The organism is Flagellimonas algarum, from assembly GCF_040513375.1.
GTDB classification, from domain to species: Bacteria; Bacteroidota; Bacteroidia; order Flavobacteriales; family Flavobacteriaceae; genus Flagellimonas_B; species Flagellimonas_B algarum.
Window position 1 is genome coordinate 143,253 of the sequence record NZ_JBEVTG010000001.1, and the last position, 16,984, is coordinate 160,236.

Sequence of the window (16,984 nt, forward strand, 5' to 3'; positions counted from 1 at the left end):
ATCTTGGTATTTAAAGATGATGAAGCAAAGGTATTCCGACCCTTCAGCTTGATTTTATGACTTATGTCATATCCACCTGAATTGCACCGATCATCGCATGATCTTGTGATCCTTTAAGCGCAACTCCCCTTGATGTTCAAGTGCTTTTACGGTTCTGATCACGGTTTCGACCCGCAGTCCGGTCAAGTCGGCAAGCTGCTGCCTTGATAAATCGACAATGAAGACCTCCTCCTTGGATTTATGATGTACATGCTCCTTTAAATAATCGATCAACCGCAAGATCCGATGTCCGGCATTTTCCGATGATATTTCCGCGGCCATGGTAGCTTTATAGTGCAAGCGATGGGCCAGGCTTTTGGTCAGTTCAAGATGGGCATCCGGGTTCTCTTGAAGCAACTTGAAGAATCGTTCGGAAGAAAGACGCCATAAACTGCTTTTCTCCATAGCTTGGCAACCGGCCGGATAGTTCAGGTCGACTAACAAAGGGGGTTCACCGAAACCCATTCCGGAAGTAAACATGCCTTGGATGAACTCCTTGCCTTCACTATTGAAGTTGTTCATTTTGACCTTTCCGGAAATCACTTGAAAGTAATAGCGTGCTTGATTCCCGTTGTCAAATAGTATTTCCTTGGAATCCAATTGGATTTTGACGGCCCCATAGCGTTCCAACAGCGTTTGCGAAATCATAGCGAGTGCGAATTGAATAGTTGTAACACGGAGTCAATTGCCCCATCAAGCTCCTTTTGCACCCCTGGATCTGAACAATTGATCAGTAGCGAAACGACCACCCCTTGATCGGGAAAGACGAAAAAGTTGGTGTAGGCCCCAACGCTATTGCCAACATGGCCTACAAAACGAAACCCGGAAGGGTTGAAACTCGATTGAAAGCCTAAGCCGTAATAGGTAGACCTACCCTTGACCGAACCCGCCTCAAAAAGGGCGGCATAGGTGTCGCTTCGCAAGATTTTACCCGCTAAGACCGCTTGACCTAATTTCGCGATGTCGGCACTAGTGGCCAAATAGCCTCCACCGGCCAATTTATAGAAATTATCGACCGGAATCGCCTCCCGAAACCCCCTACCCGAACGCTTGGTATAAAAAAGGGCGCTTTCCGTCCCTTTGGCGATCGAAGGGTCGATTTCCTTTGGTGTCAAGGTATGTCGCATATCCAAGGGCAGCAATACTTCTTGCTTGACATACTCTTCAAAAGGCATCCCCGATGCTTCTTGCATTGCCAGGGCCAGGAGCACAAAATCAAAGGAGTTATACTGATACCCCATACCCGGTTCGAACAGCAAGGGGTCTTCTTGAAAGACCCCGATTCCTTGCTTGATGGAAAGGGTTTGGTTCAATCCGAATTCCTTGCCCCGATACGGACGTATTCCCGCTTGATGACCCGCAAGTTGCCTTAGGGTGAAATCCCATTTCTTTTTTGGAAAATAGGGCACATGGTCATAGATGGAGTCATCCCAGCCCAGCAAACCTTGTTCGACCATTTTACCAAAAGCCAAACCCGTGATACATTTCGAAATACTGGCCACCCGGAACAAGGTCAGGGCCGGGTCGATTTTGGATGCCTTAGTGATGTCAGCCCATCCATACCCTTTCTGGAGTAGCGTTTCCCCATGATGGGCTATGGTTGCCGACAATCCCGGAAGCGCTTTCGACGCCGCCAATTGCCCGAATACGGCATCCGCATGTTCGACTCCGTTCACGATTTCCTCCGGCTGGGTTTCCCCGGTGTTAAAAAACCAGTTGCGAAGGCTATCCAATGTCCCCATCAATCCCTAAAAATAAGTCGTCCTTCAAACAGCTCTTCCACGGCTATGGTGGCCGGGCGATTCAAACTGATCACATCCCCATATCCACGAATCACCCCTTCGATCCCCAACTGCGGATTCACAATGACATCATTGGTGCCCCGGTGATCGATGATCACTTGGTCGGCCATGAGATCATCGGTTTCAATTCGTGAATCACCGGCGGCTATGGTAATATCCAAACGAGGTGATCGACCACTGAGTTTAAAATAGGCGATGCCATTGACGAAGATTTCGATAGCCGTGTTATCGAATTGCAAGTCGAACGACCCATCGGTCGTTTCCGAATCCGGATTTACGAAACTTTCAGACACCAAAGACAAAGCCGGATAAGACAATGGGCCATCACTGGATATTAAGAGCCCCGTACTACTACGGATCTGGGTGATATTTGGGGCGGTTACATAAACCGTTGAAATACCGAATTCGCGAAATAAGTTGCACCCATTGTCATTACTGACCAAAAGGCGATCCCCTTCGACCTTTGCTACCAGATCGTTCAATAGGAAACGTCCTGATTCCAATTCGACTTTTTGTTCGGCACCTTGCTTGAGCACCAGGTTAAGGTTTTCAAAAACGGTGATGCGCGAGAATTCAGGCAATTCGACTTCGATGCGTTCGAGTGGGCCGGCATTTTGGAAACAATCAGGCGCATTTTCATCGTTGCAGGCCAAACTGAACCACATACAAGACATGAGCACTAGGGCAAGCTTGATTTTGGTCAAAAAACCAGTCATCGACGTTCTTTTTTTCATGGTCTCTTTATTGCTATAATCGAAAACCGATGCCGAATTCGACGGCTTCGGCGGCGGCCGCATGTGATTTTAAAGTTACGGCACCAAACCATCGGTCGCCGAAATAGTGTTTTAACCCAATGCGATTGTATACCCGACCTTCAAAATCGAAAGGATAATATACATAATACCCTAACTGGGTAATCACACTAAGTTTGTTGATGAACAATTCATGTCCGAGAAACACCCCTGCCCTTTTGAAATCGGTATCGGCATCCACTTCCATTTCAGGAAATGAAATGGATTGAAAACGAATCAGATCTTTCAAAAAGTAGGAAGCGAAAAAATCAGCCCCTACTTGTAGGGCGCTTTTCCGTCCAAGCCTTTTTTCGGCGTATGCCGAAAGGATCCAAAACCCGAATTGTCCTGAATTGACCACATCACTTTCATTGATCCCTCCCCTCAAAACGACATTCATCGCAATGGGAAGCGGTTCGAAGATTTTCTTTTCGCGTTCGATATAAGAAGGGTCCTTGTCCGGGTTCAGGTCATAAGTAATTCCGAAGTTGAAGGCCATGGTATTCGTTGAGGTATTGGGCGCCCTGAAGTTGGCATTGCTATAATGGATCAGGGCCAGTCCCGCCTTTAGCCCGAAACCGTGGAACAGCCGTTCCTTCTGATAATTCAATAACGCCATGGTCGAACTCAAAAGATGGGAGCCATAGGCATTGTTCCGAAAGTTCGATTGCCGGTCGTAGGGGTTGGTATTGTATGCGATACCCTGCCCTATCCTAAGTTGTAGGTTCCGCTTGAAAAAATAGAAGTTATAGTGGGCATATACCCCGAAATGCTCCCCTAAAGTGGGATTGTTCATGTCTTGGTAGATAAAGGTAAACCCGGTATCGGGATACCCATAGTCCGATTCCCATTCCGATTCGCCAAAGCGTTTCCGGTTCAGGCTAATTAGATACCCATCAGGACGTGAGGTGATCAAATGGGCGATGTCGGGATTGTGCAACAAAATCGAACCATTGAACCGGTTGAAATCGAGCACGTATTTAGGGCCGTGGTCATTTTCTTGGGCATTGCTGATGACAAGGAAGAACAAAAAAAGAAGTTTGACGAACTTTCGCATGCTGGGCAAAGGTAGCTGTTTAGGATCTAGAATATGGGGTGTCGGCCCAAATTGCAACCCTAGAAAACCGCTTGGGCAATGGCCTTAATATTGTCTGATTTTCCCATGGAATAATAGTGCAATACGGGTACTCCCGCCTTTTTAAGTTCCTTGGATTGTTCGATACACCATTCGACGCCGACCTGACGTACTTGCTTGTTGGTATCGCAGCGTTCAACGGCTTCTATCAATTGTTCGGGGATATCGACACGAAATACCTGGGGCAACAATTGCAGGTGCTTTTTTATGGCAATGGGTTTGATACCGGGTATAATGGGTACCGTGATGCCCATAGCCCTTGCCGCATCGACGAATTCAAAATACTTCTTGTTGTCAAAAAACATTTGGGTCACTACATAGTCGGCACCCAATTCGACCTTCTCTTTCAATCGCTTTAAATCGGTGCGGAGCGAAGGCGCTTCCATGTGTTTTTCAGGATAACCGGCCACCCCGATACAAAAATCGGCACAGTTGTCGGTTTCGATGACCTCATGCAAGTAATTGCCTTGATTCAAGTCAGTGATCTGTTTGACCAGATCTGAGGCGTAAAGATGCCCCCCGTGCGAAGGTTCGAAGTACCGTTCCTCCTTCATGGCATCACCTCGAAGTGCCATGACGTTGTCGATCCCCAAATAATGGCAATCGACCAAGAGATACTCCGTTTCCTCTTTGGTGAATCCGCCGCAAAGCACATGGGGTATGGCGTCAACATCATATTTATGCTTGATCGCGGCGCATATGCCCAAGGTACCTGGCCGCATTCTCGTGAGTTTTTTATCCAGCAGACCATCACGATCGATGTACACATATTCTTCACGTGAAGTCGTGACATCAATGAAGGGTGGATCGAATTCCATCAAAGGATCGATGTTGTCGTAAAGTTCTTGGATGCTTTTGCCTTTGACCGGGGGAATGATCTCAAAACTGAACAAGGTATCCCCTTTGGCCTGTTCGATATGCTCGGTTACTTTCATTGCTCTTCCGCTATATTGGGGGCCAACCATTTCTGGGCGACCCCAAGTTCGATTCCTTTTCTATTGGCGAAGTCGGCGACTTGATCGTCCTTGATCTTACCCAATCCGAAATATTTCGCTTCGGGATGGGCAAAATAATAGCCACTTACACTTGCTGCTGGCCACATGGCCAAACTTTCGGTCAAGGTCACCCCAATGGTAGCCGCCACATCGAGTATTTCCCAAATGGTCAATTTCTCCAAATGATCCGGACAGGCAGGATACCCTGGTGCCGGACGGATACCTTGGTACCGCTCTTCGATCAATTCGTCGTTATCGAATCGTTCTTCTTGGGCATACCCCCAATGGGTGGTCCGCACTTCTTTGTGTAGGTATTCGGCAAAGGCTTCGGCCAACCGATCGGCAAGTGCTTTGATCATGATCGCGCTGTAATCGTCGTGTTGTCTTTCAAAGTCCTCGGCCAGTTCACGGGTACCAAACCCGGCACTCACACAAAAACAGCCTACATAATCCTGTATACCTTTATTTTTGGGCGCAACGAAATCGGCCAAGGCGATGTTCGGCACCCCATCCCGCTTTTTGAGTTGTTGTCGGAGGGTCCTAAAATGGTAAAGGGTTTCTTTGTTTCCGTTCGCTACCCGCACTTCAATATCATCGTCATCCACCTGATTCGCCGGAAACAAACCGAATACGGCCTTGCCTTTCAATTGTCGTTTTGCAAGCACCTCGGCCAGCATGCTCCTGGCATCAGCGAACAACTCCGTGGCCTGCTCACCCACTACGGCATCTTGCAAGATATCAGGGTATTTACCATGGAGGTCCCAGGATCGAAAGAAAGGGGTCCAATCGATGAACTCCTCCAACTTCGACAGATCGAAATCATCCCAAACTTGGACTCCCAAATGACGTGGCCTCGAAATCGTCTCCCCCGAAAAGTCCAAACGGATTTTGTTGTTGCGCGCAGCTTGAACATCCAAGAACGCTTGTTGTTTTTTTCTTCCCAAGAACTTCTCCCTAAAACTTTCATAATCGAGCTTGACAGCATGTTTATAGGTATCGGAATTGCCTTGGTGCAATAGATCGCCCACAACGGTAACCGCCCTCGAAGCATCGTTTACGTGTACGACCGCATGGCTGTAGACCGGATCGATCTTGACTGCCGTATGGGCCTTACTTGTCGTTGCCCCACCGATCAGTAAGGGCACTTTGAAATCTTGACGCTCCATTTCTTTGGCCAAAAACACCATCTCATCAAGTGAAGGGGTGATCAATCCACTCAAACCGATGATATCGACCTGTTCCGCAATGGCTTTTGCTATGATCTTCTCCGGGGGCACCATGACGCCCAAATCAACGATCTCATAGTTGTTACAAGCCAAAACCACCGATACGATGTTCTTACCGATGTCGTGCACATCCCCTTTGACCGTGGCCATCAATATCTTACCGGCCGATTTGGTATCGGCATCTTTTTCTTCTTCTATAAATGGGGTCAAATGGGCCACGGCCTTCTTCATGACCCGGGCCGATTTCACGACTTGGGGCAAAAACATTTTTCCACTGCCGAACAAATCGCCTACCACGTTCATGCCGGTCATCAAATGCCCTTCGATAACGGCCAAGGGTCGTGAAGCTTGTTGTCGGGCTTCTTCGACATCTTCAACGATGTATTCATCGATTCCTTTGACCAAGGCCCTGGTAATGCGCGCCTGTAAGGGCTCGTTACGCCAAGACAAGTCTACCGTGGTTTCTTTGGCCTTACCCTGAACGGTCTGGGCAAACTCCAATAAGCGTTCAGTGGCATCGTCCCTACGGTTCAAGATCACATCTTCGACATGTTCGAGCAACTCCTTTGGAATGTCATCATACACCTCCAACATCGCTGGATTGACGATACCCATATTCATACCTGCCTTAATGGCGTGGAAAAGAAAGACCGAATGCATGGCCTCACGAACCGGATCGTTACCTCGAAACGAGAAGGAGACATTGCTGACGCCTCCACTGACACTGCAATAGGGAAGGTTTTCACGGACCCATCGCGTGCCCTCGATGAAATCGAGTGCATTTCGTTTGTGTTCATCCATACCCGTCGCCACGGGAAAAATGTTCAAATCGAAAATAATGTCTTCAGGGGCGAACTTGACCTGGTCGACCAAAATTCGATAGGAGCGTTCGGCAATTTCGATACGACGCTCTAGGGTATCGGCTTGACCGACTTCATCAAAAGCCATTACGATCACGGCAGCACCATAGCGCTTGATCAAGGTCGCTTGTTTCATAAAGACCTCTTCACCTTCTTTTAGGCTTATCGAATTGACGACGCACTTGCCCTGGACCACTTGTAGCCCGGCTTCGATGATGTCCCATTTGGAGGAATCGATCATGATGGGTACCCGGGCAATGTCAGGTTCAGCGACCACCAAATTCAGGAATTTGACCATGGCCTCCTTACCGTCGATCAACCCATCATCCATATTGACATCGATGATCTGTGCCCCTCCTTCGACCTGATGTCTGGCAATCTGAAGGGCTTCCTCATAGCGATCTTCCTTGATTAATCGAAGAAACTTTCGGGATCCGGCCACATTGGTACGTTCACCCACATTGATGAAATTGCTTTCGGGGGTGATGACCAGGGGTTCAAGGCCGCTTAATTTCAGATATTTCGTTTTACGATCTGCCATTCAGTGGTAATGTAGTACTTCAGGGAACGGATTGTAAAAATGATGTAACAACCGCTTCCATTCTTGATATTCCTTTGATTTTCGAAAACCGACTTCATGATCTTCCAAGCTTTGCCATCGCACCAACAATATGTATTGGTCTTTACGTTCGATACCCTTTTTCAATTCGTGGCCGATGTACCCCTTCATTCCAATTAGGATACGTTCCGCTTGGGCAAAACTGCGTTCAAACGCTGCTTGCCGTTCTAATTGTACGGGTAATATGGCTACTTCCAAAATCATGGTTCAGAATTGCAACAATTTTTTGCGTGGTTTATAGTCAGCCACGATGTCGGCCATCGCCTTGATATGTTCCGGGGTGGTTCCGCAACACCCGCCGACGATATTGACCAGTTGTTTCTCTAAATATTCACGGATCTGCGCTGCCATCATCGTTGCGGTCTCGTCATATTCGCCAAAGGCATTCGGAAGTCCCGCATTCGGGTAGGCCGATATGTAGAAATCCGCTTTTGCTGCCAAAACCTCTAGATATGGAGTGAGTTGTTTGGCCCCTAAAGCGCAATTGAACCCGACGGAGAGTAAGGGAATGTGCGATACCGAAATCAAAAAAGCCTCGGCAGTCTGACCTGACAAGGTGCGCCCGGAGGCATCGGTGATCGTACCACTGACCATAATCGGGATATCCAAACCACGTTCTTCCTTAAGCTCTTCGATGGCGAACAAGGCCGCTTTGGCATTCAGGGTGTCGAATATGGTCTCGACCATCAGCATATCGGCCCCGCCATCAATCAAAGCCCCGGCCTGTTCCTTGTACGCTCTTCTAAGATCGTCGAATGAAACGGCCCGAAAGCCTGGATCGTTAACATCGGGTGAAAGACTGGCCGTCTTGTTGGTAGGTCCCATGGTTCCTGCTACGAAGCGAGGTTTATCCGGATTTTTTTCCGTGATTTCATCAGCGACCTGTTTTGCAATTTTGGCTGATTCGAAATTCAATTCATAGACCAAGTCCTCCATCGCATAATCGGCCATGGCAATGGTCGTTCCTGAAAAGGTGTTGGTTTCCACGATATCGGCGCCCGCTTCGAAGTATTTTCGATGTACTTCGGCAATGGCTTGGGGTTGGGTCAACGATAACAGGTCATTGTTTCCTTGCAAAGGATTAGGCCAGTCTTTAAAGCGCTCCCCCCTAAAATCCGATTCGTCGAACCCATAGCGTTGTAACATCGTGCCCATCGCACCATCCAACACCAGGATCCGTTCTTCCAAAATATCATATATCGTATTCATATCCTTTGGGTCATTTTTAATTTGACCGGAACGTTACCAAGGAAAATGAATGTGCAGAAGACCTAAAGGCCGTTGACGTCATCTGTTTCCTTAACCGGAATAGAATGTAGCACCTTCTCGAAGTCGAGGGTTGCTAAGGCTTCAAAGGGTCTATTCCCTCCACCTTTCTTGATAACTATTCAATCTATAATGAACTGAAACGCAAAGTAACGTTAGGTAAAAATCAAAACCAAATTATTCCCCTTGTTTTTGGTCTTAAAACCAAAAAACCTTCCCGATCTGAATCCGGGAAGGTTTCTCGCTGATGAATAACCCCACATTTAAGCGATGCTTTGCACCACTTCTTTCTTTGCTTCTTTTTTGGTGCCGTCGAATCCTTCCACTCCCCCGACAGTCGTATACTTCATGACGAACCTTTTGTCAGGGTTGATGATCTTATAGGCATATTGGCACATGACCGCGGCTTCATGAAAGCCCGATAAGATCAACTTGAGTTTCCCTTCGTAGGTATTGACATCCCCAATCGCAAAAACCCCGGGAATGTTCGTTTGGTAATCCTTGGCGTTGTTGACCTTAATGGCGTTTTTCTCGATTTCGAGTCCCCAATTCCCCAAGGGTCCCAGTTTGGGGGAAAGACCGAACAAGGGGATGAAGTGATCGACTTCCAAATATTCCGGTGCTTTTTCAGGATCGGTGTACTTGATGACCACTGCTTTAAGTTCCTCTTCACCATGCAGTTCTTTGACCTCGGCCTTGGTGAACAACTTGATCTTACCGATCTGGGCAAGTTCACGGGCTTTTTCAACAGAATCCAAAGCACCCCTGAACTCGTTCCTGCGGTGTACCAAGGTGACTTCGGAGGCGATATCGGCCAAGAAAATGGACCAATCCAAAGCCGAATCCCCACCGCCTGCGATGACTACCTTCTTGTTTCGATAGACTTCGGGGTCTTTGATGATATAGGAAACCCCTTTTTCTTCGTAAGACGCTAAATTTTCGATTTGGGGCTTTCTAGGTTCAAAGGAACCCAGACCTCCTGCAATGACCACTACCGGGGCATGGTGCTTCGTACCTTTATTCGTGGTCACGATAAAGGAACCATCATCTTGCTTTTCAAGGGTATCGGCCCTTTCTCCTAAGGTATAGCCCGCATCGAAGGGTTTGATCTGTTCCAATAAGCGTGTAACCAAATCACCGGCCAGGATTTCGGGATAGGCCGGAATATCATAGATCGGTTTTTTAGGATAGATTTCAGCACATTGCCCCCCAGGCTCTGCTAAGGCGTCGATCAAATGGCACTTCATTTTAAGGAGTCCTGCTTCAAAGACCGTAAAGAGTCCCGTTGGTCCCGCGCCAATAATCAAAATATCCGTTTTTATCATTTTTTAGTTCTTTTTTATGCGTTTTGCACCAATTTCTCGGTGATTTCATTCATTTTATTGACTTTTTCCTCAAAATCACCGGTCAGCCTTTTTCGATAACTGTTTAGATATTCGACCATATCGCTGATATTATCAGGGAGCACCTGTTCAAAGAATTGTCGGAGCCTCTTGGCCGTAGTCGGTGATTTACCATTGGTTGAAATGGCTATTTTCACATGGCCTTTATTGACGATTCCGCCCATATAAAAATCACACAAAGGTGGGTTGTCGGCCACGTTGACCAAAATGTTCAATTTTCTACAATCTTGGTATACTTGTTCGTTTACCTGGGGATCATCGGTGGTTGCGATGACCATATGCTTTCCATAGAGCAGGTTGGCATCATACCGCTGTTCGATGATTTCGACATTAAAGGCCTTTGCTAGGGTCAAGGTAGCTTCCCGCACAAAAGGAGCGATTAAAGTCACCTTGGCATCCGGACTTGATTTCGTCAAAAAATGCAATTTCTCTTCGGCGACATTGCCCCCACCAACGATCAAAATCTCCAATTGGGAGGTTTTCAAAAAAATCGGATATAGCGTATTTCGTTCATTCATGGGTGACCAGTTGTTCGTTCGCAATATGCAAGAGTCGTTGCCTGTGGTTGACGACTTCGCCAATGATAATGATCGCGGGATTGGACAGCTGTTGCTCCCTTGCCTTGGATTCAATCGAAGCAACAGTGCCAATTCCTATTTTTTCTTCCGCGGTCGTACCCGCTTGAATGATCGCAACCGGGGTATCCGCTTTTCCTTCTTTTATGAAACAGGCCATGATCTCGTCGAGTTTAGACATCCCCATCAAAATGACCACGGTCGCGTTCGATCGGGCTGCCAATGCGATATCTGAAGACAGCTTGTGTTCTTTGGTGGTTCCGGTAATGACCCAAAAACTCTCGGCGGCCCCGCGTTTGGTTACCGGAATATGTTGCATGGCGGGTACGGCTACCGATGAAGAGATGCCCGGCACCACGGCTACCTCCATCCCATGCGAAGCCGCAAAAGCCAGCTCCTCGGCCCCACGTCCGAATACAAAAGGATCTCCGCCTTTCAATCGCACTACATGTTTGCCTTGGGTTCCACGTTGCACGATCAGTTCGTTGATCTGTTCTTGCATATAGCGGTAACAGCCTTTCCGTTTGCCCACGTCGATCTTTTCGGCCTGTGGTGCATGATCAAGCAATCGTTTATCGATCAAAGCGTCATACAAGACCACATCGGCGCTTCGCAGTACCGAAATTCCACGAAGGGTAATTAGATCCACAGCCCCGGGACCGGCCCCTACCACACTTAATTTTCCTTTTTCAAACATGCTCCAATTCCAATTTACGGTAGGCTTCCAGTTGCTCTAAAACAGCCTTGGCATCTTCCAAATAGGCTTTGGCGAATGCCTCGTCAGGCCGGTTTTTGTTCAACTGCAATACCAAATCCCCAAAATTCGAAATCGCCGGGATCTTCGCCGTTTCAATAAACAAGCGGTCAAAATCCTTGATGATACTCGAATGGGTATTCGTTTTCACTTTTTCGGCGGTCAAAAGGGCCTTTGCCGAATTCACCATCGATTGATAGCTATAATAGATACTCGCGGCCCACTTGCCTAGACCGTACGCTTCAGTTGCTTGATCGATCTTTTCTTGGCTTTCGAAAAATAAAGTCGCCACAAGATCCACGATGACCCCGGCACATTCTCCGATCCCGATTTCTTTTTTATAGCGTTCCGCATTGCCCCAGTCGATAAAGTCGTCGGTAACCAAATTATCAACGTTCGAAAGGTGTTTCAAAAGCTCATAAAAATACGCTTCACCCTTTTCGGCATAGTACTCCTCAAAACCCAGTCCGCGACCATTGCTTTCGTAATCATCCAATATCAACCGCAGTGCTTCCGGGCCACGTTTACTTGGTATTTTCACCACCTTGTCGGCGAAGGTCGCCCGGCCATTGCCATGGTTACCTCCTCCCAACAGTACTTGTAACCCAGGGGCCACCAATTTGTCTTTGGTACGGATGCTCATACCTTGAAACCCGATATGGGCCATGTTGTGTTGCCCACACGCGTTCATGCATCCACTGATCTTAATCACCAAATCAGGGTTGTTGACATAGGAAGGGTATTCTTCTTTGATGACGGATTCCAACTTGGCGGCAATACCGGTACTGCTTGCAATACCAAGATTGCAGGTATCGGTACCCGGGCAGGCGGTAATATCAAGGGCTTTATTATACCCAGGGTCGGCAAAGCCCAACTTGTCGAGTTCTTGGAAGAACCAAGGAAGCATCGCCTCTTTAACATGGGGTATCAAGATGTTTTGTCGCAACGACAACCGGATTTCGGAAGCGGCATATTGCTTGACCAAGTTGGCCAATTGCCTGGCTTTATCGGTATAAAAATCCCCTAAGAGTACCTTGACCCCTATCGCCACATAGCCCTGTTGCTTCTGCGGGATGACATTGTTCGATTTCCACGCCAAGTAGCGATCTTCATCGTCGATTTTGGCGGCTTTGGCTTCGGCTTCGGCTAGCTGTACTTTGGGATAGGTCTCCACCGCAATGGGATAACTGACTATCGGAATGGCTTGTCGCTCGTTGTCGAGCAGCGCTTTGAACGCTTCCAAACCGATATTCTTGATCAGAAACTTCATTCGGGCCTTTGCCCTACTCTTCCGCTCCCCATACCGATCGAATACCCGTATGACCCCTTCCATTAGCGGAATGATTTGATCTTCGGCTAAAAATTCATACAACACATCGGCATGACGCGGTTGCGATCCCAATCCGCCGCCTATCATTACTTTAAATCCTCTATTTCCGTTGTCGACTTTGGCGATAAAACCCAGATCATGCATGTATGACAGTCCGGTATCGGCATCCGTTGCCGAAAAGGAAACCTTGAACTTCCTTCCCATTTCCTGACCGATGGGGTTTCGCAAAAAATACTCGAAAACCGCTTGGGCGTATGGTGAAACATCAAAAGGCTCATCGGGATCTATCCCTGCGGTTTCACTTGCCGTAACGTTACGCACGGTATTGCCACAAGCTTCCCGAAGGGTCACCTGGTCCTTTTCGAGCTGTGCCCATAATTCTGGGGTCCGCTCCAAGTCGACATAGTGAATTTGGATATCTTGTCTCGTAGTGATATGCAACCTTCCGGTGGAATATTCATCCGAAACATCACAGATACGAAGCAGTTGATCTGCTGTCACCTTACCATAAGGCAGTTTGATCCTGATCATCTGAACCCCTTGCTGTCGCTGTCCATATACCCCACGGGCAAGACGAAGACTACGGAACTTTTCTTCATCCATGTTCCCTTCATTGAACAACTTGATCTTTCGTTCCAAATCAATGATATCGCGTTCGACGACTGGATTTTCTATTTCGGTTCTGAAGCTTTGCATTATCCTATTTTTCCTATTATTTTTATAGACTATTAAAATAAACGTTTCCCTGCTGGTATTTGGCATGGATCAGGTCAGGTGGATGCCGCATTCACGCGACTCCAAAGCCTTGACGGGATCGAAATAGGTACTGTTTTTCGGGAGTTCATGGGCCTCTAAATAGTCATCGAGGTCTTCATCGGACCAATAGTAAAACGGACTGACCTTCAAAATACCCTCCTTACTATAGCTTAAAATGTCTTTGGAAGTCCGTAGCTCGGTTTTGCGGATGCGGATGTTGGTAAACCAAATTTCAGGTTGGTGTTCGGCCAAGGCCCTTCTAAACGGTTCCAATTTGACGATTTCGGAAAACTCGGAATGCTCCGGTTGATCTGCTGTCGGAAAACCCAAGCGGTGTTCGGTATACGCTTTGGTTTCTTTTGGCACATAGGTATGCAGATCCAAATTCAACCGTTGCGTCAGGTACGCCGCGTGCTCGTAGGTTTCAGGTAGGTTATAACCCGTATCACACCAAATCACCTTTACTTTGGGGTCGTTGATGCTAAACGTATTCAACAACACCGCGGAATATTTGCCAAAACTGGTAGTCACGATACGACGTTCCGATAGTTGGATCGCCCAACCGATGATCTCTTCAGGGGGAATGCCCCTGAACTGCCTGTTATAATATTCCAAATCCAATTGTAGCGCCATAGCTCCTTATTCTCTACTGTTTTACTAGGGTAACAAACATAGGACAAATATTTCGTTGAATTCGTTAAAATCACGATAAATATTTATTTGTCCTATAGTTTTAATAGATTATTTGTTTTGATGGATGCACATTGCGGTTTTTTCAGTCTTAGGAGGGTTGCTTTGCGATTAAATCGGCCAGTGAGGTATTTCGGTATACCTCTAGGTTGGCATCTCGGACCTTTAGCATCAAACGGAAGACCGAACAAGCCCCTTCGTTCGGGCAATCATCACATTTTTCGTAGAAGTTTAAGCTGACGCAAGGCACCATGGCTATGGGGCCCTCCAAAATACGCATAACGGCCGTCATCGGAATCTGTTCGGGTTCTTTGATCAGGTAGTACCCGCCCCCTTTGCCTTTCTTGGAACCCAACATGCCATTTCTTCTTAAAGTAAGCAAGATGCTTTCCAAAAATTTCTGGGAAATGTTCTCGTGGGATGCGATTTCAGCTATCTGAACGGGATCTCGGTTTTCTTGGGCGGCCAGATACGTCAACGCCTTTAATCCGTATTTGGTCTTTTTGGACAGCATCCGACTAAGATATGAAAAATTAACGCAAAGGCTTTTGCACGAAGGGATGCGCGCTTATTCGATGACGAATTCCATCTTGATGTCACCACGTTCATACGGCGGGTTCTCTTCCATTTCGACTTCCACGAAACCGTATTTCCGATAAATATAAATCGCATTTTGAAGGGTGGTATTGGAATACAAAACGATTTTCGACCATCCTTGTCCCCTGCCGAAATCGATACACCGCTTCATCAGCAATTGTCCGATTTTCAAGCCTTGGTACTGCGATGATACGGCCATTTTACCCAGTTCGAAAACCCCCTTCACTAGGGGAATCAAAGCCACCGTACCAACGACTTCGTCACCTAATTTCGCAAAGAAGATATGTCCGCCTTTCCCAATGATATTGGCTTCGCAGTCTTCCATCAACTCCACGTCATGGGGTTCAACCGCAAAGAATTTCTCAAGCCATTCGATATTCAATCGCGCGAAGTCTTTGGCGTAGGGCGATTCAAAGGGTACGATATGGACCTGGTCTTGCAACATGGTTCGTTATTTTTCCAATGCTTGTCCAATATCCGAAATAATATCCTCATGGTGCTCCAATCCGACCGACACCCGCACCATGCCGTCAGTAATACCCACTTTCAATCGTTCGGCTTCGGTCAGCTTGCTATGGGTCGTCGATGCGGGATGCGTAACGATACTGCGCGAATCGCCCAAATTCGCCGATAATGACAAGAGCTGTATGGCATTAAAAAAGCTTTTCCCCGCAGCCAATCCGCCTTTGACCTCAAAAGCGACCACACAACCACCGGCCTTCATCTGCTTTTTGGCTATGGCATGGTTCGGATGCGATTTCAAGAAGGGATACTTCACCCAATTCACCCGCTCGTGCCCTTCAAGAAAAGTCGCCAAGCGTAGTGCATTGTCACAGTGTCGATCAACGCGTACGGCGAGGGTTTCAAGGCTTTTCGATAAGATCCAGGCATTAAAAGGCGACAATGCCGGGCCGGTAATCCTGGAGAATCGATAAATCTTTTCGATCAATTCGGCCGAACCTACGGTAATACCGGCAAGAACGCGGCCTTGTCCATCCATGAGTTTTGTTCCGGAATGGATGACCAAATCAGCACCGAATCGAATCGGCTGCTGTAGGTACGGTGATGCGAAACAATTATCTACGATAAAGACCAAACCATGCTTTTTGGCAATGGCCCCCAGGGATTCCAGATCGATCACATCCACACCCGGATTGGTAGGTGATTCTACGTAGAGCACCTTGGTATTCGGCTGGATCAGCCCTTCTACCCTACTCAGATCATCGGCTTCGAAAAAGGAGGTGTCGATATCCCAATTCGGAAAAAAATTAGTGTACAGACTGTGGGTCGATCCGAAAACACTTCGGGCAGAAAGGATATGATCGCCACTTTTCAAAAGGGCCGCGAAGGTCGAAAATACGGCAGCCATACCCGAGGCAAAGGCGAATCCGGCTTCTGCCCCTTCCATTCGGCAAACCTTTTGTACGAATTCAGAGGTATTCGGATTTGAGTAACGCGAATAAATATTCCGTTCCTTCTCTTCGGCGAAAGATGCGCGCATATCCTCGGCATCTTCGAATACATAACTCGACGTCAAGAACATGGGCGAAGAATGTTCAAGGTACTGGGTGCGTTCCAATTGGTCGCGTATTGCCGCGGTTTCGAATTTTCTATTTTCCATATTTACTTTTCAAGGGTCACTGCGATTACGCTCCCTTCGACTCCGCTCAGGGACCGAAGTGGTAACGAATTCTAGTGACTAGCACTTATCCGTTTCTTTAAAGAATCTGAAATGGGAATCATTCATACATGTTGCTAATTTGGGTAGTTTTTCCAACTCCCCATTAATAAGGGCTTGCTTTTTAATTCTTGACCACTTCTTCAGTTGTTTCTCCCGAATAAATGCAGTATCAATTCTCAAATATTGTTCCACATATACCAACTTGACCGGTACTCTTTTTCTTGTATAATTCGCACCTTCTCCATTTTGATGTTGCAAGATTCTTTGTTCCAAATTAACCGTACTTCCAACATAAAAGCTACCATCTGAACATTCCAGTATATAAACGTATCCCTTCATTTTTATAATGTAATCACTTCGACTACGCTCAGTGGCCGGTTCTTTAGGTGCCTGAGCGGAGTCGAAGGCAATTTTGGTTCTTTATTCCTTATAATTAGTGTGTTTCACCTCTTCAAAACTTACCAA

At 47.2% G+C, this 16,984-nt stretch carries 17 protein-coding genes and 1 riboswitch; all 17 genes read right to left on the reverse strand.

Annotated features, from left to right (window positions below; genetic code table 11):
• Nucleotides 1–90: 90 nt before the first annotated feature.
• The 17 genes from ABV409_RS00765 to ABV409_RS00845 all read right to left on the reverse strand — a co-directional run bounded on the left by ABV409_RS00765 (nt 91) and on the right by ABV409_RS00845 (nt 16,858).
• Entirely contained in the window at nt 91–687 is a 597-nt protein-coding gene (locus tag ABV409_RS00765; RefSeq protein WP_353875591.1) for a Crp/Fnr family transcriptional regulator, read from the reverse strand.
• Entirely contained in the window at nt 684–1,781 is a 1,098-nt protein-coding gene (locus ABV409_RS00770; protein ID WP_353875593.1) for a serine hydrolase domain-containing protein, read from the reverse strand. Before ABV409_RS00770 ends, ABV409_RS00765 begins: the two co-directional genes overlap by 4 nt.
• Nucleotides 1,781–2,575 carry a head GIN domain-containing protein gene (locus ABV409_RS00775; RefSeq protein ID WP_353875595.1) on the reverse strand — a complete coding sequence of 265 codons (795 nt, stop codon included), beginning with the start codon at nt 2,573–2,575 and terminating at the stop codon, nt 1,781–1,783. The genes ABV409_RS00770 and ABV409_RS00775 overlap by 1 nt, the downstream gene beginning before the upstream one ends.
• 13 nt (nt 2,576–2,588) lie before the next feature.
• Complete coding sequence (locus ABV409_RS00780) at nt 2,589–3,689, reverse strand: acyloxyacyl hydrolase (protein WP_353875597.1); 1,101 nt, start codon at nt 3,687–3,689, stop codon at nt 2,589–2,591.
• Nucleotides 3,690–3,748: 59 nt separating this feature from the next.
• Nucleotides 3,749–4,702 carry a methylenetetrahydrofolate reductase [NAD(P)H] gene (gene metF / locus ABV409_RS00785; protein ID WP_353875598.1) on the reverse strand — a complete coding sequence of 318 codons (954 nt, stop codon included), beginning with the start codon at nt 4,700–4,702 and terminating at the stop codon, nt 3,749–3,751.
• The gene (gene metH / locus ABV409_RS00790; protein WP_353875599.1) at nt 4,699–7,389 is read right to left on the reverse strand and encodes a methionine synthase; all 2,691 of its coding nucleotides are present in this window, start codon (nt 7,387–7,389) and stop codon (nt 4,699–4,701) included. The genes metF and metH overlap by 4 nt, the downstream gene beginning before the upstream one ends.
• Nucleotides 7,390–7,671, reverse strand: a complete 282-nt coding sequence (locus ABV409_RS00795; RefSeq protein WP_353875601.1) for an antibiotic biosynthesis monooxygenase family protein — start codon at nt 7,669–7,671, stop codon at nt 7,390–7,392. It lies immediately after the preceding gene.
• Between the two features lie 3 nt (nt 7,672–7,674).
• Entirely contained in the window at nt 7,675–8,676 is a 1,002-nt protein-coding gene (locus ABV409_RS00800; RefSeq protein ID WP_353875602.1) for a homocysteine S-methyltransferase family protein, read from the reverse strand.
• Nucleotides 8,677–8,751: 75 nt separating this feature from the next.
• A riboswitch (SAM riboswitch) is annotated at nt 8,752–8,854 on the reverse strand.
• 142 nt (nt 8,855–8,996) lie between these two features.
• Nucleotides 8,997–10,058: an NAD(P)/FAD-dependent oxidoreductase gene (locus tag ABV409_RS00805; RefSeq protein WP_353875603.1), complete on the reverse strand. Its 1,062-nt coding sequence runs from the start codon at nt 10,056–10,058 to the stop codon at nt 8,997–8,999.
• A 14-nt stretch (nt 10,059–10,072) separates the two neighbouring features.
• Entirely contained in the window at nt 10,073–10,654 is a 582-nt protein-coding gene (locus ABV409_RS00810) for a precorrin-2 dehydrogenase/sirohydrochlorin ferrochelatase family protein (RefSeq protein ID WP_353875604.1), read from the reverse strand.
• Nucleotides 10,647–11,408 (reverse strand): uroporphyrinogen-III C-methyltransferase, encoded by a 762-nt coding sequence (cobA, locus tag ABV409_RS00815; RefSeq protein ID WP_353875606.1) that lies wholly within the window; start codon nt 11,406–11,408, stop codon nt 10,647–10,649. The genes ABV409_RS00810 and cobA overlap by 8 nt, the downstream gene beginning before the upstream one ends.
• Complete coding sequence (locus ABV409_RS00820) at nt 11,401–13,491, reverse strand: HEPN domain-containing protein (RefSeq protein WP_353875607.1); 2,091 nt, start codon at nt 13,489–13,491, stop codon at nt 11,401–11,403. Before ABV409_RS00820 ends, cobA begins: the two co-directional genes overlap by 8 nt.
• A gap of 69 nt (nt 13,492–13,560) precedes the next feature.
• Nucleotides 13,561–14,184, reverse strand: a complete 624-nt coding sequence (locus ABV409_RS00825) for a phosphoadenosine phosphosulfate reductase domain-containing protein (protein WP_353875609.1) — start codon at nt 14,182–14,184, stop codon at nt 13,561–13,563.
• A 148-nt stretch (nt 14,185–14,332) separates the two neighbouring features.
• Complete coding sequence (locus ABV409_RS00830; RefSeq protein ID WP_353875610.1) at nt 14,333–14,755, reverse strand: RrF2 family transcriptional regulator; 423 nt, start codon at nt 14,753–14,755, stop codon at nt 14,333–14,335.
• A 54-nt stretch (nt 14,756–14,809) separates the two neighbouring features.
• Entirely contained in the window at nt 14,810–15,283 is a 474-nt protein-coding gene (locus ABV409_RS00835; RefSeq protein WP_353875612.1) for a GNAT family N-acetyltransferase, read from the reverse strand.
• 6 nt (nt 15,284–15,289) lie between these two features.
• Nucleotides 15,290–16,459, reverse strand: a complete 1,170-nt coding sequence (locus tag ABV409_RS00840; RefSeq protein ID WP_353875613.1) for a trans-sulfuration enzyme family protein — start codon at nt 16,457–16,459, stop codon at nt 15,290–15,292.
• A gap of 78 nt (nt 16,460–16,537) precedes the next feature.
• A complete protein-coding gene (locus ABV409_RS00845; RefSeq protein WP_353875614.1) occupies nt 16,538–16,858 on the reverse strand; it encodes a GIY-YIG nuclease family protein in 321 nt (106 codons plus the stop codon).
• Nucleotides 16,859–16,984 lie beyond the last annotated feature (126 nt).

Bases quoted from the DNA above. Each gene is read 5' to 3' on its own strand.
- metF (WP_353875598.1), bottom strand. From the start codon at position 4,702: ATGAAAGTAACCGAGCATATCGAACAGGCCAAAGGGGATACCTTGTTC.
- ABV409_RS00820 (WP_353875607.1), bottom strand. From the start codon at position 13,491: ATGCAAAGCTTCAGAACCGAAATAGAAAATCCAGTCGTCGAACGCGAT.
- ABV409_RS00770 (WP_353875593.1), bottom strand. From the start codon at position 1,781: ATGGGGACATTGGATAGCCTTCGCAACTGGTTTTTTAACACCGGGGAA.
- ABV409_RS00765 (WP_353875591.1), bottom strand. From the start codon at position 687: ATGATTTCGCAAACGCTGTTGGAACGCTATGGGGCCGTCAAAATCCAA.
- ABV409_RS00845 (WP_353875614.1), bottom strand. From the start codon at position 16,858: ATGAAGGGATACGTTTATATACTGGAATGTTCAGATGGTAGCTTTTAT.
- ABV409_RS00780 (WP_353875597.1), bottom strand. From the start codon at position 3,689: ATGCGAAAGTTCGTCAAACTTCTTTTTTTGTTCTTCCTTGTCATCAGC.
- ABV409_RS00800 (WP_353875602.1), bottom strand. From the start codon at position 8,676: ATGAATACGATATATGATATTTTGGAAGAACGGATCCTGGTGTTGGAT.
- ABV409_RS00830 (WP_353875610.1), bottom strand. From the start codon at position 14,755: ATGCTGTCCAAAAAGACCAAATACGGATTAAAGGCGTTGACGTATCTG.
- metH (WP_353875599.1), bottom strand. From the start codon at position 7,389: ATGGCAGATCGTAAAACGAAATATCTGAAATTAAGCGGCCTTGAACCC.
- ABV409_RS00840 (WP_353875613.1), bottom strand. From the start codon at position 16,459: ATGGAAAATAGAAAATTCGAAACCGCGGCAATACGCGACCAATTGGAA.
- ABV409_RS00825 (WP_353875609.1), bottom strand. From the start codon at position 14,184: ATGGCGCTACAATTGGATTTGGAATATTATAACAGGCAGTTCAGGGGC.
- ABV409_RS00810 (WP_353875604.1), bottom strand. From the start codon at position 10,654: ATGAATGAACGAAATACGCTATATCCGATTTTTTTGAAAACCTCCCAA.
- ABV409_RS00795 (WP_353875601.1), bottom strand. From the start codon at position 7,671: ATGATTTTGGAAGTAGCCATATTACCCGTACAATTAGAACGGCAAGCA.
- ABV409_RS00775 (WP_353875595.1), bottom strand. From the start codon at position 2,575: ATGAAAAAAAGAACGTCGATGACTGGTTTTTTGACCAAAATCAAGCTT.
- ABV409_RS00805 (WP_353875603.1), bottom strand. From the start codon at position 10,058: ATGATAAAAACGGATATTTTGATTATTGGCGCGGGACCAACGGGACTC.
- cobA (WP_353875606.1), bottom strand. From the start codon at position 11,408: ATGTTTGAAAAAGGAAAATTAAGTGTGGTAGGGGCCGGTCCCGGGGCT.
- ABV409_RS00835 (WP_353875612.1), bottom strand. From the start codon at position 15,283: ATGTTGCAAGACCAGGTCCATATCGTACCCTTTGAATCGCCCTACGCC.